Annotated in this window: 20 protein-coding genes; 13 read left to right on the forward strand and 7 right to left on the reverse strand. The window is 71.9% G+C overall.

Going from position 1 to position 20,499, the window contains the following annotated elements; genetic code table 11:
• Positions 1-8: 8 nt before the first annotated feature.
• Positions 9-1,604 (reverse strand): hypothetical protein, encoded by a 1,596-nt coding sequence (locus ACIBTU_RS28405; RefSeq protein ID WP_399129349.1) that lies wholly within the window; start codon positions 1,602-1,604, stop codon positions 9-11.
• Between the two features lie 9 nt (positions 1,605-1,613).
• Positions 1,614-2,975 carry a glycosyltransferase family 4 protein gene (locus ACIBTU_RS28410; protein ID WP_399129351.1) on the reverse strand — a complete coding sequence of 454 codons (1,362 nt, stop codon included), beginning with the start codon at positions 2,973-2,975 and terminating at the stop codon, positions 1,614-1,616.
• Between the two features lie 177 nt (positions 2,976-3,152).
• On the opposite strand from ACIBTU_RS28410, the gene ACIBTU_RS28415 reads away from it, so the two are divergent.
• The 3 genes from ACIBTU_RS28415 (at position 3,153) to ACIBTU_RS28425 (ending at position 6,421) form a co-directional block, all read left to right on the forward strand.
• Entirely contained in the window at positions 3,153-3,875 is a 723-nt protein-coding gene (locus tag ACIBTU_RS28415) for a response regulator transcription factor (protein ID WP_399129352.1), read from the forward strand.
• Positions 3,872-5,329 (forward strand): ATP-binding protein, encoded by a 1,458-nt coding sequence (locus ACIBTU_RS28420; RefSeq protein WP_399129353.1) that lies wholly within the window; start codon positions 3,872-3,874, stop codon positions 5,327-5,329. The genes ACIBTU_RS28415 and ACIBTU_RS28420 overlap by 4 nt, the downstream gene beginning before the upstream one ends.
• A gap of 225 nt (positions 5,330-5,554) precedes the next feature.
• Positions 5,555-6,421, forward strand: coding sequence for an LLM class flavin-dependent oxidoreductase (locus ACIBTU_RS28425; protein ID WP_399129354.1), 867 nt, complete (start codon positions 5,555-5,557; stop codon positions 6,419-6,421).
• Positions 6,422-6,425: 4 nt separating this feature from the next.
• Here ACIBTU_RS28425 and ACIBTU_RS28430 read toward each other — a convergent pair whose 3' ends face one another.
• Positions 6,426-7,052 (reverse strand): hypothetical protein, encoded by a 627-nt coding sequence (locus ACIBTU_RS28430; protein ID WP_399129355.1) that lies wholly within the window; start codon positions 7,050-7,052, stop codon positions 6,426-6,428.
• Positions 7,053-7,289: 237 nt separating this feature from the next.
• On the opposite strand from ACIBTU_RS28430, the gene hemL reads away from it, so the two are divergent.
• The 8 genes from hemL to ACIBTU_RS28470 all read left to right on the forward strand — a co-directional run bounded on the left by hemL (position 7,290) and on the right by ACIBTU_RS28470 (position 15,698).
• Positions 7,290-8,615: a glutamate-1-semialdehyde 2,1-aminomutase gene (hemL, locus tag ACIBTU_RS28435; RefSeq protein ID WP_399129356.1), complete on the forward strand. Its 1,326-nt coding sequence runs from the start codon at positions 7,290-7,292 to the stop codon at positions 8,613-8,615.
• Positions 8,612-9,319 (forward strand): histidine phosphatase family protein, encoded by a 708-nt coding sequence (locus ACIBTU_RS28440; protein WP_399129358.1) that lies wholly within the window; start codon positions 8,612-8,614, stop codon positions 9,317-9,319. The genes hemL and ACIBTU_RS28440 overlap by 4 nt, the downstream gene beginning before the upstream one ends.
• A gap of 231 nt (positions 9,320-9,550) precedes the next feature.
• Positions 9,551-10,804, forward strand: coding sequence for a hypothetical protein (locus ACIBTU_RS28445; RefSeq protein WP_399129359.1), 1,254 nt, complete (start codon positions 9,551-9,553; stop codon positions 10,802-10,804).
• A 66-nt stretch (positions 10,805-10,870) separates the two neighbouring features.
• Positions 10,871-11,494: a TlpA family protein disulfide reductase gene (locus ACIBTU_RS28450; RefSeq protein WP_399129360.1), complete on the forward strand. Its 624-nt coding sequence runs from the start codon at positions 10,871-10,873 to the stop codon at positions 11,492-11,494.
• Between the two features lie 6 nt (positions 11,495-11,500).
• Complete coding sequence (locus ACIBTU_RS28455) at positions 11,501-12,274, forward strand: cytochrome c biogenesis CcdA family protein (RefSeq protein ID WP_399129361.1); 774 nt, start codon at positions 11,501-11,503, stop codon at positions 12,272-12,274.
• A 3-nt stretch (positions 12,275-12,277) separates the two neighbouring features.
• Complete coding sequence (locus ACIBTU_RS28460; protein ID WP_399129362.1) at positions 12,278-14,026, forward strand: cytochrome c biogenesis protein ResB; 1,749 nt, start codon at positions 12,278-12,280, stop codon at positions 14,024-14,026.
• Positions 14,023-15,120: a c-type cytochrome biogenesis protein CcsB gene (gene ccsB, locus ACIBTU_RS28465; protein WP_399129364.1), complete on the forward strand. Its 1,098-nt coding sequence runs from the start codon at positions 14,023-14,025 to the stop codon at positions 15,118-15,120. The genes ACIBTU_RS28460 and ccsB overlap by 4 nt, the downstream gene beginning before the upstream one ends.
• A 74-nt stretch (positions 15,121-15,194) precedes the next feature.
• Positions 15,195-15,698 carry an SRPBCC domain-containing protein gene (locus ACIBTU_RS28470; protein WP_399129365.1) on the forward strand — a complete coding sequence of 168 codons (504 nt, stop codon included), beginning with the start codon at positions 15,195-15,197 and terminating at the stop codon, positions 15,696-15,698.
• A gap of 3 nt (positions 15,699-15,701) precedes the next feature.
• Here ACIBTU_RS28470 and ACIBTU_RS28475 read toward each other — a convergent pair whose 3' ends face one another.
• The 3 genes from ACIBTU_RS28475 to ACIBTU_RS28485 form a co-directional block, all read right to left on the reverse strand.
• Positions 15,702-16,295 carry a TetR/AcrR family transcriptional regulator gene (locus ACIBTU_RS28475; RefSeq protein WP_399129367.1) on the reverse strand — a complete coding sequence of 198 codons (594 nt, stop codon included), beginning with the start codon at positions 16,293-16,295 and terminating at the stop codon, positions 15,702-15,704.
• Between the two features lie 230 nt (positions 16,296-16,525).
• Positions 16,526-16,981 (reverse strand): nucleoside deaminase, encoded by a 456-nt coding sequence (locus tag ACIBTU_RS28480; RefSeq protein WP_399129369.1) that lies wholly within the window; start codon positions 16,979-16,981, stop codon positions 16,526-16,528.
• Positions 16,982-16,983: 2 nt separating this feature from the next.
• Positions 16,984-17,373 (reverse strand): PLD nuclease N-terminal domain-containing protein, encoded by a 390-nt coding sequence (locus tag ACIBTU_RS28485; protein WP_399129370.1) that lies wholly within the window; start codon positions 17,371-17,373, stop codon positions 16,984-16,986.
• 88 nt (positions 17,374-17,461) lie between these two features.
• On the opposite strand from ACIBTU_RS28485, the gene ACIBTU_RS28490 reads away from it, so the two are divergent.
• Together ACIBTU_RS28490 and mqnP are read left to right on the forward strand one after the other, a co-directional pair.
• On the forward strand, positions 17,462-18,919 hold the full coding sequence (locus ACIBTU_RS28490; RefSeq protein ID WP_399129371.1) for a menaquinone biosynthesis decarboxylase: 1,458 nt from the start codon (positions 17,462-17,464) through the stop codon (positions 18,917-18,919).
• On the forward strand, positions 18,916-19,818 hold the full coding sequence (gene mqnP, locus ACIBTU_RS28495) for a menaquinone biosynthesis prenyltransferase MqnP (RefSeq protein WP_399129372.1): 903 nt from the start codon (positions 18,916-18,918) through the stop codon (positions 19,816-19,818). The genes ACIBTU_RS28490 and mqnP overlap by 4 nt, the downstream gene beginning before the upstream one ends.
• Here the strand turns inward: mqnP and ACIBTU_RS28500 are convergent.
• Positions 19,808-20,434 (reverse strand): rhomboid family intramembrane serine protease, encoded by a 627-nt coding sequence (locus ACIBTU_RS28500; protein WP_399129374.1) that lies wholly within the window; start codon positions 20,432-20,434, stop codon positions 19,808-19,810. The genes mqnP and ACIBTU_RS28500 overlap by 11 nt on opposite strands.
• Positions 20,435-20,499 lie beyond the last annotated feature (65 nt).

The following is a 20,499-nucleotide window of genomic DNA, read 5'->3' on the forward strand; positions in this document are numbered from 1 at the left end:
GGGAGGCGCTACGGGCCGGGTGGCAACTGCTCCCGGCCCGGCGCTTTCCAGGCCGTCCAGCCGGGGGTGCCCGGCAGTTCGTACGGGGTCCAGGTGCGGGCGTAGTGCGGCGGCCGCTGCCCGCGTGAGGTGAGCAGCGCCGTCGGCATCCGGGCCGCGCGGCGCAGCAGCTCGGCCCTGGTGGTGGAGGCGTTGTTGCCGGTGAGCTCCGCGGAAGCGCACCCGGCGGCGTAGGCGATGGGCAGCGCGCGCGGGCCCGTGACCAGGCACGGCGGCGTCAGCCCGAGGGAGCGCAGCCCGTGTGCCGCCGCGACGTAGCGGGCGTCCTTCGCCGCCGTTTCGGCCGTCTGCCTCTCGAGCACGAGGTACTGCCCGCCGAGCTGCACCGCGCACAGGGCGATCACCAGCGCGGCGAGCGCCCGAGGCCGTGCGATCCGCACCGGCAGCGTGGCGATCGGCAGGGCAAGGAGCGCGTACGCGGGGACGAGGAAGCGCGGCGCGGAGTACCCGATGAGCAGCAGGTACGAGACGCTGAGCGCGGCGGCGCAGGCGACGCACAGCAGGATCGGGGCGAGGGGGACGGTCCGTCCGCGCCGGCGGTCGCGCAGGGCCAGGACCACGGCCGCCGCCGCGAGCAGGGGGAGGGCGAGCCACCACAGGGACGTCCAGGCGAGGTCGGGCGGGCCGGTGGTGCAGGGGCGGCACAGGAGGGGGCCGTTCAGGGCGTGCCAGGCCGTGCCGAGGTTCGGGTGGAGGCCGATGTCGCCCTCGGTGGCGCTGGACACGTGCAGGCGGGCGCGGATGCCGCCCCAGCGCGCGTACGCCTCGACGATCCACTGGGCCAGTCCCGCGGCGAGCCCCACCGCCAGGAACGCCAGCATTCGCCGCCGCCTCCGTGCGGCCGCGGCGCAGACCGCCATCGGCAGCACCAGCCACACCGCGTCCGGCGCCCGGAACAGGGCGACGCCCGCGACGCAGCAGGCCAGCAGGACACCCCGGCCGCGCAGGAAACAGCCGACGGCGCCGACCGCGCCGAATGCCACCCACAGGTTGGGCATGGCCATCGGGCCGGACAGCATCGTGATCCACAGGCTCGCGAAGAGCAGCGCGGCCAGCGCCGTCGTGCGCGTTCCCAGCAGCGGGCGCCATACGCGGAACGAGGCGTAGAGCGCGAGCGAGGACAGGACGGTGAGGACGACGCGCAGCACGGTCGTGGAGGCGGTGAGCGCGACGACCGGCGCGGTGAGCAGGCTCGTGCCGCGCGAGCGCGGGGCACTGAAGAACGCGGCAGGATGGCGCGGGTCGTACTGCGAGAGGTAGACGGCCTCGTCCCAGCCGAGCCCGTGGCGCAGCCGCGGTACGACGAGGACGAGCGCGAGGAGCCCGTCGAGGGTGGCGACGACGGCGAGCGCATCGATGCGCGGTCCGGTGCGCCGGCTGGTGCGCGGGCGGGAGCGCGGGCCGGTGCGGGCTCCGCTGTCGGGAGCGGGCCGGGAGACGGGTCGCCACCGACTTTGTCGACCCGTCTCCCGCCCCTGGGGCACCCGCCGCCCCCGGGACCCGAAGGCCGTGGATCCCGAGGGTGCGGGCGGTTCGGAGGGCATGGGAGGTCCCTAGGGGTGCCGGGGGTGCGCGGCGGTGCCGGTGTGCCGGCGCCGGTCACCGGGCGGGTCGGCGGGCCGCTCGGCCTGCGGACCGCCGCTTGCCCGGCTGCCGCTTCCGGGGCCGCCGCTTCCCGGGGTGCCGCTTCCGGGGCCGCGCAGGGCGCGGGCGTGGCGGCGGGCCCAGCCCGTGGCGCGGGCGGTGAAGCGCTGCCAGGTGCGGCGGTGGCGGGTCTCGCGCAGCTCGGCGAAGAGGAGGGTGTAGCGGGAGACGATCGGGGCCGGATCGAAGCGGTGGGCCGAGGCGAGGGCGGCGGTGCCCATCGCGCGGCGGGCCGGGGCGTCCTCGATCAGGGCGACGAGCGCCTCCGCGAGGGCGCGGGTGTCGCCGAGCGGGACGAGCCGGCCGTCGACGCCGTCCGTGATGATCTCGGCGGGGCCGAGCGGCGCGTCGGTGCTGACGACAGGCACGCCGCAGCGCATCGCCTCGACGAGCGTCATGCCGAACGACTCGGCGTCCGAGGCGCTGACCACGATCGACGCCCGCGCGAACTCCGGCTCGATCGGCGACACCGCGCCCATGAGACGGGCCCGCCCGGTGAGTCCGAGGCCGCCCACGAGATCGCGCAGCCGCGCCTCCTGCGGGCCGCCGCCGTAGATCCGCAGTTCCCAGTCCGGTTCCTTCGCGGAGACCGCGGCGAACGCCTCCAGGAGCAGGTCGTAGCGCTTGCCGGGGGCGAGCCGGCCCGCCGCCGCGATGATGCGGGAGGAGCCGTCCGACGGGGGGACGTCGGCCGACGGGACGATGTTCGGCACGGCCAGGATCCGTACGCCGGGCAGCGGCATCCGCGCCCGGTACACGGCCGCGTCCGCCTCCGTCGTCGTGACGACCGCGTCGAGGAACCGGTAGTGCCGGGCCAGCTGCGCCCGCAGCTTCTTGCCGTGCGCGTCGTGCCGCAGGTGCTCCTGACCGATGCGCAGGGCGCGCCGCGGGCCCCACAGCGACAGATAGACGTTGAGCCCGGGGCGCGTACCGATCACGACGTCCGCGTCGCAGTGCTCCAGATACGCGCGCACCCGCTCGTCGTGCAGCAGCGAGTACTGCTTGAACCGCTTCTCGGCGGACGGGAAGGCACGGGCCGGCCGCGCGAAGGCGTCCAGATCCCGGTCCGTGCCGCCCTCGCGCGCGTCGACGAGCGGGAGCAGCGAGATCCTCGGGTCGAGGGCGAACCGGGGGTGCTCGCGGTGCCGGTTCATCGACACGATCTCCACCTCGTGCCCGCCGTGCTCGGCGAGCGCGGCGGCGAGATTGAGCGTGGTGCGCACCGTGCCGCCGATGGCGTACGCGTTGTGCAGCAGGAACACGATCTTCATGCGTAGTGCCTTCCCCGTGCCTTCCCCGGCGGACGCGGTCCGGCGGTGCGATGTCCCGCCTCACCGTGCTCCTCGCGGGTAAGCCGCTGCTCCGGGACGGGTGAGAGCCGGGTAAGAAGCCGTTCGGCCGACCTCCGAACGGGGGAGCCGCGCACGTCACCGGGGCACACTGGGCAGGTGTCCGATTCCGCCGCACCCGCCCCCACCGTGCTGCTCGCCGAGGACGACCGGGCGATCCGCAACGCCCTCGAACGCGCCCTGACCCTGGAGGGCTACGCCGTCACCGCCGTCGCCGACGGCGTCCAGGCGCTGGCCGCCGCCCACCGCGCGCGGCCCGACGTCCTCGTCCTCGACGTGATGATGCCGGGCATCGACGGCCTCCAGGTCTGCCGGGTGCTGCGCGCCGAGGGCGACCCCACGCCGATCCTGATGCTGACCGCGCTCGTGGAGACCCCGGACCGGATCGCGGGCCTGGACGCGGGCGCCGACGACTACGTCGTCAAGCCGTTCGACGTCGAGGAGGTCTTCGCCCGGCTGCGCGCCCTGCTGCGCCGCACGGCCCCGGCGCCGGAGCCGGAACCGCTCGGGCCCGCCGTCGACGGCCAGGTGATCGCCGCCGACCTGCGCATCGACCCGCAGGCCCGGCGCGCCTGGCGCGGCAGCCGCGAGCTGGAACTGACCCGCACCGAGTTCGACCTCCTCGAACTCCTCGCCCGCAACCACGGCATCGTCCTCGACCACGCCACGATCTACGACCGCATCTGGGGCTACGACTTCGGTCCCGGATCCAAGAACCTCGCGGTGTACGTCGGCTACCTGCGCCGCAAGGTCGACGCCCCCGACGGCCCGCCGCTCCTGCACACCGTGCGCGGCGTCGGCTACGTCCTGCGGGAAGCGTGAACGGGCCGCCCGGGGCAGCCCCCGAGCCGCCCCGCGCCCGGTCACCGCGCAGCCTGCGCACCAAGCTCGCCCTGTCGTTCGCCGCCGTCGCCGCCGGGGTGACCGCCCTCGTCGGCTTCCTCTCCTACGACGCCGCCGCCCGGCTGGTCCGCGTCGACCAGCAGGCCGTGTTCGACGAGGTCGTCCACGATCTGCGCCAGCAGGTCACGCAGCAGACGCTGCACCCGGGCGACTTCACCTCCGGCGACCCCGACCACGACGGGCCGCGCGACGACCTGACCCGGCCGGCCGGCACCGATGTGCAGGTCCTCGGCCCCGGCGGCGCCGTCGTCGACCCGGGCGACCCGAGGCTCCCCGTCGACGCGGCCGCCCGCCGCACCGCCGACACCGCGAAGGCCGGCACCCGCGCCAAGGACGACGAGGTCGTGATCGACGGCGACGCGTACCGGATGGAGACCGTCGCGCTCGGCGGCGGGCGCGGCGCGGTGCAGGTCGCGCAGGAGTTCAGCGACACCGAGGACCTGCTGCGCGAACTGCAGAAACGCACCGTGCTGTTCGCGCTGGCGGTGGTCGCCGCCGCGGGCCTGTTCGGCTGGTGGCTGGCCCGCCGCGTCACGTCCCGGCTCGTGCGTCTCGCCGGCACCGCCGAACACGTCGCGTCCACCGGGCGGCTCGACGTGGCCGTGCCCGTGGAGGGCGGCGACGAGGTCGGCAGCCTGGGCCGCTCCTTCGACCGGATGCTCGGCCGGCTCGCCCGCTCCGTCGAGGACCAGCGGCGCCTCGTCCAGGACGCGGGCCACGAACTGCGCACCCCGCTCACCTCGCTGCGCACCAACATCTCGATGCTGCGCCGCATCGAGGAGCTGCCGCCCGCCGCCCGTGAGGAGCTCGTCGCCGACCTCGCCGACGAGTCCCGCGAACTGACCGACCTGGTCAACGAGTTGGTGGACCTCGCGGCCGGCAAGGAGGACGAGGAACCGGTCGTCACCGTCGCCCTCGCCGACACGGCCGAGGACGTCGCGACCCTGGCCCGGCGCCGCACGGGGCGTTCCGTGACGGTGCGGGCCGAGGGCGACACGGTCGTACGGGGGCGGGCCGCGCAGTTGCAGCGGGCGCTGTCCAACCTGGTGGAGAACGCGGCGAAGTTCGATCCGGGGGGCTCCGCCGGGATCGAGATCGTGGTGAGCCGGAGCGCGGGCTCGCCGTCCGTGCGGGTGGAGGTCCTGGACCGGGGGCCCGGGCTCGCCGCCGACGACGCGGAGCGGGTCTTCGACCGCTTCTACCGGGCACCGGCGGCGCGGAGCCTGCCGGGGTCGGGGCTCGGGCTCTCCATCGTGCGGGATGTTGCGGCGGCGCACCGGGGGGTCGTGTTCGCCGCCGCGCGCGAGGGCGGCGGGTCTGTCTTCGGCTTCACGGTGCGGGGTGCCGAACCGGGGGTCGCGGACTCGCCGTAGCTTCGCCGGTCCGTCGCCCGACCACCGGTCCGCGGTGGCTGGTCGCGCAGTTCCCCGCGCCCCTGATGAGGCTGCGCCTCATCGGGGAAATGCGACCCGAAGGGTCTGCATTTCAGGGGCGCGGGGAACTGCGCGAGAAGCCCCACCGGCCCGCAGGCGAAGTCGATTGACGCAGGCCCACAATTGACTGGCCCGGGTGGGGAGTTGGCGGGGACGATGTCACGCATGCGCTACTCCATCAACATCCCGAACTTCGGCGACTTCGCAGACCCGCGCACCGTCGCCCGCACCGCCGAGGCCGCCGAACAGGCCGGCTGGGACGGTCTGTTCGTCTGGGACCACGTCGTGCACGACAAGAAGGAGCAGCAGGGCAAACCCTTCGGCGACCCCTGGATGCTGCTGACCGCGGCGGCCCTCGCCACGACCCGGATCCGCCTCGGCCCCCTCGTCGCGGCCGTCCCCCGCTACCGCCCCGAACAGCTCGCCCGCCAGACCGCCACCCTGGACACCCTCAGCGGCGGCCGGCTGATCCTCGGGGCCGGACTCGGCGGCCCCGCCGAGGACGAGTACGGCAGCTTCGGCGACACGACCGACCGCACCGTGCACGCGGAACGCCTCGACGAGGGCCTCGGCCTGCTGACCCGCTACTGGTCCGGCGAGACCGTCACCCACACCGGCGCCCACTACCGCGTCGAGGAGACCCAGCTGCTGCCCGCGACGACGCAGCGCCCCCGCCCGCCCGTGTGGATCGGCGGCTTCTGGCCGCACCGGCGCCCGATGCGCCGCGCGGCCCGCTGGGACGGCGCGGCCCCGCTGTTCGCGGACGCGCTGCACGGGGTGCCGCCCGAGCCGGAGCTGCTCGCGGAGGCCGTCGCGTACGTACGGGCGCACCGGGAGGACCCGAACGCCCCCTTCGAGATCGTCACCGGCGGCCTCACCCCGGCCGACCCGGCCGCGGCCCGTGACATCGTCGGCCCGCTCGCCGACGTGGGCGCCACCTGGTGGGACGAGCGCCAGCTGCAGAGCGGCGGCTCCGTCGACTCCTACGAGGCGGTCCTGCGCCGCATCGAGGCGGGCCCGCCGAAGATCTGAGGCCCTACGGCCAGACCAAGCAGTACGGCTGATGCCCCGCCTCGTGGAGGCGGTGGCTGAAGTCCTGCCACTCGTGCAGGAGCTGGTACACGTTGAACGCGTCGCGCGGCCCGCCGCGGTCGGGGACCGTCGACCAGATGAACGCCGCCGCGCCGACCGCCTCCTCGCCGACCCCGCGCAGCGGGTCGACGACCGTCATGGGGAGCTTGACCACCGCGTAGTCGGGGTGGAGCACGACCAGCTCCAGCGGCGGCACCTTGTGCAGGGGTATGCCCTCGATGCCGGTGAGGACCATCGCGGCCATCGTCTCCGGCTTGATCTTGGTGAACATGCCGCCCATGCCCAGCTCGTCCCCGCCGAGCTCCTCGGGGCGCATGGAGATGGGGACGCGGGCCGCCGTCGCGCCGTCGGGCGCGCCGAAGTACTTGTAGGTCACCCCCACCCGGCCACCATTCCCGCCGCTCTCCCCGCCCGCCGCGCTGTCGACGCCTGCCCCGCCCTCGTCGTCCGTGCCGTCCGGGGCACGCTGGGTCCGGGCCGCTCTGTCGTCGCGCCGGTGCTTCCCCCGCCGGGCACGCCGCGGGCCCAGGTCGTCGGTCCCCTCGCCCAGTCCGCCGCCACCGCGATGCATATCTCCACCCGACTGCTGTTCCAAGGGCACCAAGGCCCTTTTCTAGGCCGCGCGACCGCCGACGCGCAACCCGATCATCGTGTCAGTGACCTCCCCCACCCTCACCCGCCGAAACGTGCGAGTGAAACAACTGCGCGAGCGGTCGGCCCCCCGGACCTGTCGGGCCCAGGACCCCGAGTCTAGGCGGCTCCGGGTCTGCGCGGCAGGCCCGCAGGGACGGGCCGTAACCTGAGAGGCATGGCAGAGGCGAACAACACCCCCTATCCCTATGAGGCGCCCGTATCTCAGGGGCTCTTCGACCGTGCGTCCGTGGTCACGCCCGGTGGCGTGAACTCCCCGGTGCGCGCGTTCCGAGCCGTGGGCGGTACGCCCCGTTTCATGGTGTCCGGTACCGGTCCCTATCTGACGGACGCGGACGGCCGCGAGTACGTGGACCTCGTCTGCTCGTGGGGGCCGATGATCCTCGGCCATTCCCACCCCGAGGTCCTCGCGGCCGTGCAGGAGGCCGTCGCGCGCGGCACCTCCTTCGGCACGCCCGGCGAGGGCGAGGTCGCGCTCGCCGAGGAGATCGTCGACCGGATCGCCCCGGTCGAGCAGGTGCGGCTCGTGTCCTCCGGCACCGAGGCCACCATGTCCGCGATCCGGCTGGCCCGCGGCTTCACCGGCCGCGCCAAGGTGATCAAGTTCGCCGGCTGCTACCACGGGCACGTGGACGCGCTGCTCGCCGCCGCCGGCTCCGGCCTGGCCACCTTCGGCCTGCCCGACACCCCGGGCGTCACCGGCGCCCAGGCCGGCGACACGATCGTCCTGCCGTACAACGACCTCGAGGCCGTCCGCGCCGCGTTCGCCGCCCACCCCGGCGAGATCGCCTGCGTCATCACCGAGGCCTCGCCGGGCAACATGGGCGTCGTCCCGCCGGCCGACGGCTTCAACGCCGGCCTCAAGGCGGTCTGCGCGGAGAACGGCGCGCTGTACATCTCCGACGAGGTCATGACCGGCTTCCGTACGTCGAAGGCCGGCTGGTTCGGCGTCGACGGCGTCGCGCCCGACCTGATGACCTTCGGCAAGGTCATGGGCGGCGGCTTCCCGGCCGCGGCCTTCGGCGGCCGCGCCGACGTGATGGCCCACCTCGCCCCCGCCGGCCCCGTCTACCAGGCGGGCACCCTGTCCGGTAACCCGGTCGCGACCGCCGCCGGCCTCGCCCAGCTGCGCCTCCTCGACGACGCCGCGTACGCGAAGGTCGACGCGGTCAGCGAGCAGCTGCGCACCCTGGTCACCGACGCGTTCACCAAGGAGGGCGTCGCCCACCGCCTGCAGAACGCGTCCAACATGTTCTCCGTGTTCTTCACGGAGAATGAGGTGCGCGACTACGACGACGCGAAGGCGCAGGAGTCGTTCCGCTTCACCGCGTTCTTCCACTCGATGCTGGCTCAGGGCGTCTACCTCCCGCCGTCCGCGTTCGAGTCCTGGTTCGTGTCGACCGCGCACGACGAGCGGGCGGTCGAGCGCGTCGCCGCCGCGCTGCCCGCCGCCGCCCGCGCCGCCGCGGAGGCCACCGCATGAGCATCCTGAACAGCGGCTCCGGGCAGGGCGACAAGGACATCACCGTCGTCCACGTGATGCGTCACGGTGAGGTCCACAACCCGGAGGGGATCCTGTACGGGCGGCTGCCCGACTACCACCTGTCCGAGCTGGGCCGGCAGATGGCCGACCGGGTCGCCGAGCACCTCGCCCCGCGTGACATCACGCACGTCGTGGCCTCCCCGCTGGAGCGGGCGCAGGAGACGGCGACGCCGATCGCGAAGGCCCACGGCCTGGACCTGAACACGGACGCGCGGCTCATCGAGGCGGGCAACGTGTTCCAGGGCAAGACCTTCGGTGTCGGCGACGGCGCCCTGAAGAAGCCGGACAACTGGAAGCACCTCGTCAACCCGTTCAAGCCGTCCTGGGGCGAGCCCTACGTCGACCAGGTCGTGCGGATGATGGGCGCGCTCGACGCGGCGAAGGACGTGGCGCGCGGCCACGAGGCGGTCCTGGTCAGCCACCAGCTGCCGATCTGGATCGTGCGCTCGTACGTGGAGCGGCGCCGGCTGTGGCACGACCCGCGCAAGCGGCAGTGCACGCTCGCCTCGCTCACCACGTTCACCTACCTCGGCGACAAGATCGTGTCCGTGGGCTACACCGAGCCCGCCCGCGACCTCGTCCCCGCCCACCTCCTCGCCGGCGCCAAGCCGGTGAAGGGGAAGGACAAGGCGTTCGGCGCCTGAGCCGCTGCCAGCTGAAGGGCCGTCACTTCGTGGCGGCCCTTTTGCGTGCTCGCCCACGTGCTCGCCCACGTGCTCGCCCACGTGCTCGCCCACGTGCTCGCCCACGCACTCGTCCGCCCGCTCGGCAAAACCTGCCCAAAGCATCGCGATTCGAGGAACCCGGCGGCCCGGCGCTCCCTCTAATGCAGTGCGCACCGAGACCGGGTGCGCGGCGTGATGAATGGGGACGCGATGCGCGATGTCAGCCGCAGGGGAATGCTCGGACTGGGAGCGGGGGCGGCCACCGCCCTGGCTCTGGCCGGCTGCGGATCGGGGAAGGCGCCGTCCGTCTCGACGGGGAAGCCCGGCCAGGGCGGGACCAGCGCCCCGGGCACACCCACCCCGCCCGCCGCCAAGCCGATCGGCGACGGCTCGACCGCGTACACCGGCAAGCAGCCGCACCAGCCGGCCCCGCCGGAGCGCCTGGAGCCGGGGCAGACCCCGCCCCAGTTCGTGATCTTCTCCTGGGACGGCGCGGGCGAGGTGGGCAACGGGCTGTTCCCCCGCTTCCTCGACCTGGCCCGTGAGCACAACGCCGGCATGACCTTCTTCCTGTCCGGGATCTACCTCCTGCCGGAGTCCAAGAAGCGGCTCTACCAGCCGCCGAACAATCCGGTCGGCGCCTCCGACATCGGCTACCTCACCGACGCCCACGTCAAGGAGACCCTGAAGAACGTGCGCCGGGCCTGGCTGGAGGGCCACGAGATCGGCACGCACTTCAACGGGCACTTCTGCGGCGGCTCCGGCTCCGTCGCCAACTGGACCTCCGCGCAGTGGCGCAGCGAGATCGACCAGGCGAAGTCCTTCGTCAAGGAGTGGCGGACGAACACCGGCTGGACCGACCTGCCGTCCCTGCCCTTCGACTACGACAAGGAACTCATCGGCGGCCGCGCCCCCTGTCTGCTCGGCCAGCAGAACCTGCTGCCGACCGCCCGCGAGCTCGGCTGGCGCTACGACGCCTCCTCGCCCGGCGGCGTCCAGCGCTGGCCGGTGAAGAGCAACGGGGTGTGGGACCTGCCGCTGCAGGCCGTCCCCTTCCCGGGCCGCGGCTTCGAGGTCCTGTCGATGGACTACAACATGCTGGCCAACCAGTCCGTGAACTCGACGCGGGCCCCCGCGCACAACTACCCGCGCTGGCGCCGCCAGGCCACCGACGCCTACATAGCCGGCTTCGACCGCGCCTACGAGTCGAACCGCGCGCCGTTCTTCATAGGCAACCACTTCGAGGAATGGAACGGCGGCATCTACATGGACGCCGTCGAGGGCGCGCTCAAGCACATCGCCGCGAAGGCCGACAAGAACAAGGACGTACGGCTCGTGTCCTTCCGCCAGTTCGTCGACTGGATGGACGCTCAGGACCCCGCCGTGCTGGACAAAATGCGCACTCTGGACGTGGGTCAGAAGCCCGCGCAGGGGTGGGCCAAGTTCCTGACAAACCCTTCCTGAACTGGGATTTTCTCCGCGCGAGGGGGGTGCGGAAGATCCCCTAAACAGACATGCGAAACTTTTCACATGAGTGCCGCCCGACGCGCCCCCCGCACCACCCCCGCGACCAAGCGCCGCACCGCCGTCCTCGCCACCGGCGCCGCCGTCGCGGCGCTGCTGCTGACCGCCTGCGGGCCCGGCGGTACCTCCGGGGGCGGCGACAGCACCAACTTCGTGTCCAGCACCGGCGGCATCTCCACCGTCGCCAAGAGCGACCGTGGCACCGCGCCGGTGCTGTCCGGCAAGGACCTCGAGGGCAAGCCGCTCAGCACGGCCGACCACGAGGGCAAGGTCCTCGTCATCAACGTGTGGGGCTCCTGGTGTCCGCCCTGCCGCGCCGAGGCCAAGTACTTCGCCAAGGTCGCCAAGGAGTCCGACCCGAAGGACGTCCAGTTCCTCGGCATCGACACCCGGGACCCGCAGACCGACCAGGCGATCGCCTTCGAGAAGGACTACGGGATCCCCTACCCGAGCTTCTACGACCCCTCGGGCAAGCTCCTCCTGAAGTTCAAGAAGGGCACGCTCAACCCGCAGGGCATCCCCAACACCCTGGTCATCGACCGCGACGGCAAGATCGCCGCGCGCTCGCTGAAGGCGCTCAACGAGAAGACCCTGCACCAGCTGATCGACCCCGTCATCGCGGAAAAGTGATCGACGGTGTCCCCCACTCTCGTCACCCTCGCCGCTGACGGCCTCGGCGGCACCGTGGAGAACGGTGCCCTGGTCGTGGCCCTGCCCATCGCGGTGCTCGGTGGCCTCGTCTCCTTCTTCTCCCCGTGCGTGCTGCCGCTCGTGCCCGGCTACCTCTCCTACGTCACCGGCGTCTCCGGCACCGACCTGGCCGAGGCCCGGCGCGGACGGATGGCCGCCGGCGCCGCCCTCTTCGTACTCGGGTTCACCGCAGTCTTCGTGTCCGGCGGCGCCCTCTTCGGCTTCTTCGGGCAGACGCTCCAGGAGTACCAGGACGTCCTGACCCGGATCCTCGGCATCCTCATGATCGTCATGGGGGTCTTCTTCATGGGCTTCATGCCCTGGATGACCCAGCGTGAGTTCCGTATCCACAAGCGGCCGGTGACCGGACTCGTCGGGGCCCCGATACTGGGCGCCCTCTTCGGCATCGGCTGGACCCCGTGCATCGGCCCCACCCTCGCCTCGGTCAACACCCTGGCGTTCCAGGAGGGCAGCGCGGGCCGCGGCGCCATACTGATGGTCGCCTACTGCCTCGGGCTCGGCCTGCCCTTCGTGCTCGCCGCGGTCGCCTTCCGCAAGGCGCTCGGCGCCTTCGGCTGGGTCAAGAAGCACTACGCCTGGGTGATGCGGATCGGCGGCATCATGATGATCCTGACCGGCGTCCTCCTGCTCACAGGTGTCTGGGACACCCTGGTGCAGCAGATGCAGACCTGGTCCAACGGCTTCTCGGTGGGAATCTGATCCATGAGCACCACGAACAGCGGCAACAAGAGCGCCACGGACGCGACGCCCGGCCCGGCGCAGGAGCCGGCCGAGACCGCCGCGACCGAGGCGTCCGAACAGGAGACGGCGGCTGACCGCCTGTCCACCGCGCCCCGGGAGGACAGCGGCCCCACCCTGCCGCGGCTCGGCGTCATCGGCTGGGTCCGCTGGTTCTGGCGGCAGCTGACCTCCATGCGGGTCGCGCTGATCCTGCTCTTCCTGCTCTCCCTCGGCGCGATCCCCGGATCGCTGATCCCGCAGACCGGCACCGACCCGCTCAAGGTCGAGGACTTCCAGAAGGCGCACACCACGCTCGCGCCGGTCTACGAGAAGCTCGGGCTCTTCCACGTCTACAGCTCGGTGTGGTTCTCCGCGATCTACATCCTGCTGTTCATCTCGCTCATCGGCTGCATCGTCCCGCGCACCTGGCAGTTCGTCGGCCAGCTCCGCGGCCGGCCCCCGGGCGCCCCCCGGATCCTGACCCGGCTGCCCGCCTACGCGACCTGGCGCACCGAGGGCGCCCCGGACGAGGTCCGCGACGCCGCGCTCACCGTCCTGCGCAAGCGCCGCTACCGCGCCCACGTCGTCGGTGACGCCGTCGCCGCCGAGAAGGGCTACCTGCGCGAGGCCGGCAACCTCGCCTTCCACATCGCGCTCATCGTGATGCTCATCGCCTTCGCCTGGGGCCAGCTGTTCAAGTCCGAGGGCGGCAAGCTGATGGTCGAGGGCGACGGAGGCTTCTCCAACGCCCTGCCGATGTACGACGACTTCAAGTCCGGCAACCTCTTCGACACGGACACCGACCTCACCCCCTTCAGCTTCCAGCTTGACCGGTTCGACGGCACCTACGAGCGCTCGGGCCCCAACAAGGGCACCCCGCGCACGTACCGCGCCGAGGTCACGTACACCGAGGGCGCCGACGGGAAGCGGAAGAAGACCGCGATCGAGGTGAACAAGCCCCTCGACGTCGACGGCACCAAGGTCTACCTCAACGGCCACGGCTACGCGCCGACCGTCACCGTCCGCGACGGCAAGGGCAAGGTCGTCTCCCGGCAGTCCGTGGCGCTGCTGCCCATCGACGCCAACGTCACCTCCACCGGTGCCATCAAGGTCATGGACGGCTACCGCGACAAGCAGGGGAAGAAGGAGCAGCTGGGCTTCAACGCCTTCTTCGTGCCCACCTTCGCGGGCTCCGGCAAGGGCGACATGTTCTCCCAGTTCCCCGCCGCGGACTTCCCCGTGCTCGCGCTGTCCGCGTACCACGGCAGCCTCGGCGTGGACTCGGGCATCCCGCAGAACGTGTACCAACTGGACACCTCCAAGATGAAGGAGTTCAAGGACTCCAAGGGCGAACTGCTGAAGAAGCGGCTGCTGCCCGGCGAGACCCTGAAGCTGCCGAACGGCGCCGGCTCGATCACCTTCGAGAAGGACATCAAGCAGTGGGCCAGCTTCCAGATCACGCACCAGCCCGGTGACGGCTGGGCGCTCGGCGGTGCGCTCGCCGCGATCGCCGGTCTGGCCGGCTCCCTGTTCATCCAGCGCCGCCGCGTCTGGGTGCGCGCCGTCGAGGGCCCCGACGGTGTCACCGTCGTCGAGATGGCGGGCCTGGGCCGCAGCGAGTCCGCGAAGCTCCCCGAGGAGCTCGGCGAACTCGTCGGTCAGCTGCACGACCAGGCGCCCAGCGCCCCCGAACCCGACTCCGCACCGTCAGCCGAAGGGGCTGGGAAATGACTCTCGCCGCCGCGACCAACGAGAACCTGGCGCACACCAGCAACGTCCTGATCTACTCGTCGATGGCCGTGTATCTGCTGTCGTTCTTCGCCAACATGGCCGAGTGGATCTTCGGAAGCCGGAGCAAGGTCGGCCGCACCGCCGCCGCCCTGACCGGCGCCGAGAACGCGGACGGGACCGCCCGCGCGGGCGCGCCCGCCGTCACCGTGAAGAAGAAGGACGGCGGCACCGCCGTCCTGGACCGTCCCGCGGTCGTCACCCGGGCCGGCGCCGGATCGCGTGACGTGCCGGACGGCCCCGGCGCCGCCGGCGACGACGCGCAGGGCGACCTCTACGGGCGTATCGCCGTCTCTCTCACGGCTCTCGCCTTCGTCGTCGAGCTCGCCGGTGTCGTCACCCGCGCCATGTCCGTACAGCGTGCCCCGTGGGGCAACATGTACGAGTTCAGCATCACCTTCTCCACCGTCGCCGTCGGCGTGTACCTCGCGCTGCTGGCGCTGAAGAAGAACGTCCGCTGGCTCGGCCTCCCCCTGGTCACCACGGTCCTCCTCGACCTCGGCCTCGCTGTCACTGTCTTGTACACCGCGAGCGACCAGTTGGTTCCCGCTCTTCACTCGTACTGGCTGTACATCCACGTCTCGACGGCGATCTTCTGCGGCGCGGTCTTCTACGTCGGCGCCGTCGGCACGCTCCTGTACCTGTTCAAGGACAACTACGAGAGCAAGCTCGCGAGCGGAGGCACGCCCGGCAAGTTCGCCACCTCCGTCATGGAGCGGCTGCCCGCCTCGGCGTCCCTCGACAAGTTCTCCTACCGCGTCAACGCGGCGGTCTTCCCGCTGTGGACGTTCACGATCATCGCGGGCGCCATCTGGGCCGGCGACGCGTGGGGCCGCTACTGGGGCTGGGACCCGAAGGAGACCTGGTCGTTCATCACCTGGGTCGCCTACGCCTGCTACCTGCACGCCCGCGCCACCGCCGGCTGGAAGGGCCGCAAGGCCGCCTACCTGGCCCTGATCGCCTTCGCGTGCTGGATCTTCAACTACTACGGCGTCAACATCTTCGTCACCGGCAAGCACTCCTACGCCGGCGTCTGAGAAGCCCGCAGGACACGTACGACAACCGTGGCGCATGCCCCGCGATCGCGCGGGGCATGCGCCACGCTGGTTCCATGACCGAGAGCCGCATCGAGCAGGGCACCAGCCGCACCGAAGGCACCACCCGCACCCTGCACTTCACGCTGACCCTGCCCCACCCCGTCGAGAAGGTCTGGGCCGCCGTCGCCACGCCCGAGGGCCTGACCGGCTGGCTCGCCGCGGCGGACGTCCTGGAACCCCGGCTCGGCGGCGCGGTGACGCTGCGCTGGCTGAACGGCGGCGCCGCGTACCGGGGCCGGGTCACCGCCTGGGACGTGGAGCGGGTCGCCGAGTACACGCTCGAAGGGCTGCACGGCCGGATCCGCTTCCACCTGGAGCCGGGCACGATCCTGCGGTTCACGAACGAGTTCGAGGGCGACGACGCGCTGCGGCTGGACTGTCTCGCGGGCTGGCACGACCACTTCCTGATGCTGGCCGACGCGCTCGAAGGCCGCCCCATGACGGCCGACGGCTGGGCCGCCTGGACCCGCGAGCGCTGGCAGACCCTGCGCGCCACGTACGCCGCCGAACACGCCTGACCTTCACGGCTCCAGCGAGCGCCAGATCCGGTCCGGGAGCAGCCGCGCGGCCTCGTCGGGTTCGACGCCGGAGACCCCGGCGAGCCAGCCGCGCGCGAAGCCGATCACGGGTCCGAGGACGAGCGCCTCCAGGACCGGCCCCGGCAGGTCGGCGATCTCGCCCGCCGCCACGTACCCCTCCAGCCACTGCGTCAGCGGGGAGAGCCGGGCCTCCTGGGCGTCCCGCAGCTGCCGGGCCTGCTCCATCCCGAGCCGGTCCGCGTACGCGGAGTGCAGCAGCCGGGCCTCGTCCGGGTGGTCGCGGACGAAGGACAGGTAGGCGTGGACGAGGGCGGCGATCCCGGCGCGGGCGCCGCGGGGCTCGGCGAGGGCGCCGCCGAGGTGCTCGAGGAGCCGGCCGAGCCAGCGGACCACCAGCGCGTTCATCAGCCCGTCGACGCTGCCGAAGTGGTGGTAGAGGCTGCCGAGGCTCACGCCGCTCGTGCGGGTCAGGGCGCTGACGGTGACGCCCTGTTCGCCGGCCTCGGAGTACACCGTCAACGCGGCGTCGAGGAGGCGGTCGGCGGTCTCCGCGCCGCGTCGCTGCTTGGGACTCATGGTTACCGATCAGCCTAGAACACCGGATTCCGCCGTGGTTCCTAAAGTGAATTTCTAGAAAAGGACTCCAGTTCGGCGCCCGTTTGGGTCACACTGATCTTTCCCCGGCCGGTGCCGTCGAGCAGTACGGGGGACCGCTCGGCGGCACCGGCCGGGACACGGGGGCCCGCGCGGCGCGGATGCCGGAGGGGACATCCGCGCCCGGGCCCACCCGATCGTCCCGGACCGGCCTACGCGCCGATGTCCTCGTTCCACAGCTCCGGCCGCGCCGCGATGAACTCCGTCATCAGCGCCACGCACTCCGGGTCGTCGAGCAGCACGATCTCGACGCCGTGCTCGGCCAGCCAGTCGTGCCCGCCGTGGAAGGTCCGCGCCTCGCCGATCACGACCCGCGAGATGCCGAACTGGCGCACCAGACCCGAGCAGTACCAGCAGGGGCTGAGCGTCGTCACCATCGTCGTGCCCCGGTACGAGCGCTGCCGCCCCGCGGCGCGGAACGCGTCGGTCTCACCGTGCACCGAGGGATCGTCGTCCTGCACCCGCCGGTTGTGCCCCCGGCCCAGGAGCGTCCCGTCGGCGCCGTACAGCGCGGCCCCGATCGGGATGCCGCCCTCGGCGAGGGAGGCCCGCGCCTCCTCGACGGCGGTCGCAAGCCACGTACGGGCGAGATCCGGGTCCAGAGTCATCGTCAGTCCTTGTCCTCGCCCTGCTCCTTGCGGCGCAGCTCCTCCTCGCGGCGGCGCAGGTCCGCCTCCCAGTCCTTGAGGAGAGCCTCGTCCTTCTGGTTCTCCTTCTTGAGGGACTGGAGGAACTCCGGGTTGTCGTCCGGCGCGACGTAGGTGGCGCGGTGCCCGCGGTGCCACTCGGACGGCGTCGAACCGCCGGCCGGCACCCCGCGCTGCTTGCCCGCCACGAGCCAGGCGATCGGCCCGATCAGGACCTCGCCGAAGAGCAGGATGATGATCACCCACACGACCTTGGGCAGGCCGCGCACCTCCTCCTCGGGCGTGTTCAGGCAGTCGATGAACGCGTAGATCCACAGCGCCAGGACCAGCAGGAACGGCAGATAGCGGAGCATGGTGTCGCGGTCCCCCAAGGAGCGGTGCGAGGGGCCACGTGGCCCCCGGTGACCGGCCCAGGTTAGCCGGTGCCGGATACTGGACGGCATGGCTTACGACGATCTTCGCTCGCTGCTCCGGGCGCTGGAGCGCGAGGGCGACCTCAAGCGCATCAAGGCCGAGGTCGACCCGTATCTGGAGGTCGGTGAGATCGTCGACCGGGTGAACAAGGCCGGCGGCCCCGCCCTGCTCTTCGAGAACGTGAAGGGCGCCTCCATGCCCCTCGCGATGAACGTGTACGGCACCGACCGGCGCCTGCTCAAGGCCCTCGGACTCAAGTCGTACGGGGAGATCAGCGAGAAGATCGGCGGGCTGCTCAAGCCGGAGCTGCCGCAGGGCTTCATCGGGGTGCGCGAGGCGTTCGGCAAGCTCGGCGCGATGGCGCACGTGCCGCCGAAGAAGGTGAAGTCCGACAGCGCCCCGGTGCAGGAGGTCGTGCTCACCGGCGACGACGTCGACCTGGAGCAGCTCCCGGCCCTGTTCACCTGGCCCGAGGACGGCGGCTCCTTCTTCAACCTGGGCCTGACCCACACCAAGCACCCCGAGACCGGTGTGCGGAACCTGGGCCTGTACCGGTTGCAGCGCCACGACAAGCGCACCATCGGCATGCACTGGCAGATCCACAAGGACAGCCGCAACCACTACCAGGTGGCCGCCAAGCGAGGCGAGCGGCTGCCCGTCGCCATCGCGTTCGGCTGCCCGCCCGCCGTCACGTACGCGGCGACCGCCCCGCTTCCCGGCGACATGGACGAGTACCTGCTCGCCGGGTTCGTCCAGGGCAAGCGCGTCGAGATGGTCGACTGCAAGACCGTCCCGCTCCAGGTTCCGGCCAACGCCGAGGTCGTCATCGAGGGCTGGCTGGAGCCCGGCGAGATGCTGCCCGAGGGCCCGTTCGGCGACCACACCGGCTTCTACACCCCGCAGGAACCCTTCCCCGCCCTCAAGATCGACTGTGTGACGATGCGGAAGCGTCCGCTGCTCCAGTCGATCGTCGTCGGCCGCCCGCCGACGGAGGACGGCCCGCTGGGCCGCGCCACGGAGCGCTTCTTCCTGCCGCTCCTCAAGGTGATCGTCCCGGACATCGTGGACTACCACCTGCCCGAGTCGGGCGGCTTCCACAACTGTGCGATCGTCTCGATCGACAAGAAGTACCCCAAGCACGCCCAGAAGGTGATGCACGCGATCTGGGGCGCGCACATGATGTCGCTGACCAAGCTGATCGTCGTCGTCGACTCCGATTGCGATGTGCACGACCTTCATGAAGTCTCGTGGCGCGCGCTCGGGAACACGGACTACGCCCGTGACCTGACCGTCGTCGAAGGCCCGGTCGACCACCTCGACCACGCCTCCTACCAGCAGTTCTGGGGCGGCAAGGCGGGCATCGACGCGACGAAGAAGTGGCCCGAGGAGGGCTACACCCGGGACGGGGGCTGGCCCGAGATGGTCGCCTCCGACCCCCGTACGGCGGCCCTCGTGGACCGCCGCTGGAAGGAGTACGGGCTGTGAGCGCAGCTGAAGGACTACTCCCGCAGCCGGGACGCACCAAGGCCTTCCTGCGCCTGGTCATGATCGAGCACTCGGTCTTCGCGCTGCCCTTCGCCTACATCGCCTCCCTGACCGCGATGTTCCAGCTGGACAGGAACATCCACTGGGGGCGGCTGCTCCTGGTCACCATCTGCATGGTGGGCCTGCGCACGTTCGCGATGGCGGCGAACCGGATCATCGACCGGGAGATCGACGCCCGTAACCCGCGCACCGCGCACCGCGAGCTGGTCACCGGCGCAGTGACCGTGAAGTCGGCGTGGACCGGCGCCCTGATCGCCCTGGTGATCTTCCTCGGCGCGGCGGCCCTGCTGAACCCGCTCTGCCTCGCCCTCGCCCCCATCGCCGTGATCCCGATGGTCGTCTACCCCTACGGGAAACGCTTCACGAACTTCCCGCAGGCCATCCTCGGGCTCGCCCAGGCGATGGGTCCGGTCGGCGCCTGGATCGCGGTCACCGGGACCTGGTCCTGGGACGCGGTCGTCCTCGGCCTCGCGGTCGGCATCTGGATCGGCGGCTTCGACCTGATCTACGCCTGCCAGGACGTGGAGACGGACCGCGAGGTCGGCGTGAAGTCGGTCCCGGCCCGCTTCGGCATCCCCGCCTCCATCTGGGGCGCCCGCGCCTGCCACGCCGTCACCACGGCCCTCTTCGTCTGGTACGCCCTGGCGACGGACGCGGGCACCTTCTTCTGGGCCGGCCTCGTCATCGTCGCGGGCGCCTTCCTCTACGAGCACACCATCGTGAAGCCCCACGACCTCTCCCGCCTGAACCGCGCCTTCTTCCAGGTCAACGGCTTCATCGGGATCGCGTTGTTCGTGTGTGCGCTGCTGGATCTGCTGGTCCGCGGCCTCACGGTGTAGCGGGCAGCTCCCGTACCTGGTCGGGTCGGCGGCGCAGCACGAACGCCGCCCCCACCCCCGCCGCGAGGCCCAGCAGGTGGCCCTGCCAGCTGACGCCCTGCTGGAGGGGGGAGAGGCCCGCGAGGATGCCGGCGCCGTAGTAGGCGGCGGCGAGGACGCCGACGACGATGCCGAGGGGGCGGCGCTCGAAGAAGCCGCTGAACAGGACGAAGCCGAAGAGGCCGAAGATCACGCCCGAGGCGCCCGCCGTGTTCGTGTGCGCCGGGGCGACGAGCCAGACGCCGAGCCCGCCCACGACGGCGATCATCGCGACGGCGTACACGAAGCGGCGCAGGCCGCTGAGCGCGGCGACGAAGCCGAGGACGAGCAGCGGCAGGGAGTTCGCCGCGAGGTGGGCGAAGCCGAAGTGGATGAAGGAGGAGGGGACCACGTCGACGAGTTCGGCGGGGTCGCGGGGCTGGACGCCGAAGCGGTCGAGCGAGTGGCCCGTGACGCTGTCGACGGCCTCCAGCGCCCACAGCAGGGCGAGCCAGCCCAGCATCACCTTGGCCGCCGGAAGTATGCGGTCGCGCGCCGACCACCGCGGCACGGTGTCCTGTGAACTCTCGTACGTCATGTCCGCCCACCCCGGTTCGTACGGCCCCTGCTCAAGTCCCCATTGTGGACCGCCGGATAGGCTCG

Origin of the sequence: Streptomyces sp. NPDC050145 (assembly GCF_044460245.1) — a bacterium.
Taxonomy (GTDB): domain Bacteria; phylum Actinomycetota; class Actinomycetes; order Streptomycetales; family Streptomycetaceae; genus Streptomyces.

Coding starts and splice junctions, on each gene's coding strand:
- ACIBTU_RS28440 (WP_399129358.1), top strand. CDS start 8,612: ATGAGCATCCTGAACAGCGGCTCCGGGCAGGGCGACAAGGACATCACC.
- ACIBTU_RS28485 (WP_399129370.1), bottom strand. CDS start 17,373: ATGCTCCGCTATCTGCCGTTCCTGCTGGTCCTGGCGCTGTGGATCTAC.
- ccsB (WP_399129364.1), top strand. CDS start 14,023: ATGACTCTCGCCGCCGCGACCAACGAGAACCTGGCGCACACCAGCAAC.
- ACIBTU_RS28480 (WP_399129369.1), bottom strand. CDS start 16,981: ATGACTCTGGACCCGGATCTCGCCCGTACGTGGCTTGCGACCGCCGTC.
- ACIBTU_RS28410 (WP_399129351.1), bottom strand. CDS start 2,975: ATGAAGATCGTGTTCCTGCTGCACAACGCGTACGCCATCGGCGGCACG.
- ACIBTU_RS28470 (WP_399129365.1), top strand. CDS start 15,195: ATGACCGAGAGCCGCATCGAGCAGGGCACCAGCCGCACCGAAGGCACC.
- ACIBTU_RS28500 (WP_399129374.1), bottom strand. CDS start 20,434: ATGACGTACGAGAGTTCACAGGACACCGTGCCGCGGTGGTCGGCGCGC.
- ACIBTU_RS28490 (WP_399129371.1), top strand. CDS start 17,462: ATGGCTTACGACGATCTTCGCTCGCTGCTCCGGGCGCTGGAGCGCGAG.
- ACIBTU_RS28430 (WP_399129355.1), bottom strand. CDS start 7,052: ATGCATCGCGGTGGCGGCGGACTGGGCGAGGGGACCGACGACCTGGGC.
- ACIBTU_RS28450 (WP_399129360.1), top strand. CDS start 10,871: ATGAGTGCCGCCCGACGCGCCCCCCGCACCACCCCCGCGACCAAGCGC.
- ACIBTU_RS28445 (WP_399129359.1), top strand. CDS start 9,551: ATGCGCGATGTCAGCCGCAGGGGAATGCTCGGACTGGGAGCGGGGGCG.
- ACIBTU_RS28405 (WP_399129349.1), bottom strand. CDS start 1,604: ATGCCCTCCGAACCGCCCGCACCCTCGGGATCCACGGCCTTCGGGTCC.
- ACIBTU_RS28425 (WP_399129354.1), top strand. CDS start 5,555: ATGCGCTACTCCATCAACATCCCGAACTTCGGCGACTTCGCAGACCCG.
- ACIBTU_RS28475 (WP_399129367.1), bottom strand. CDS start 16,295: ATGAGTCCCAAGCAGCGACGCGGCGCGGAGACCGCCGACCGCCTCCTC.
- ACIBTU_RS28460 (WP_399129362.1), top strand. CDS start 12,278: ATGAGCACCACGAACAGCGGCAACAAGAGCGCCACGGACGCGACGCCC.
- hemL (WP_399129356.1), top strand. CDS start 7,290: ATGGCAGAGGCGAACAACACCCCCTATCCCTATGAGGCGCCCGTATCT.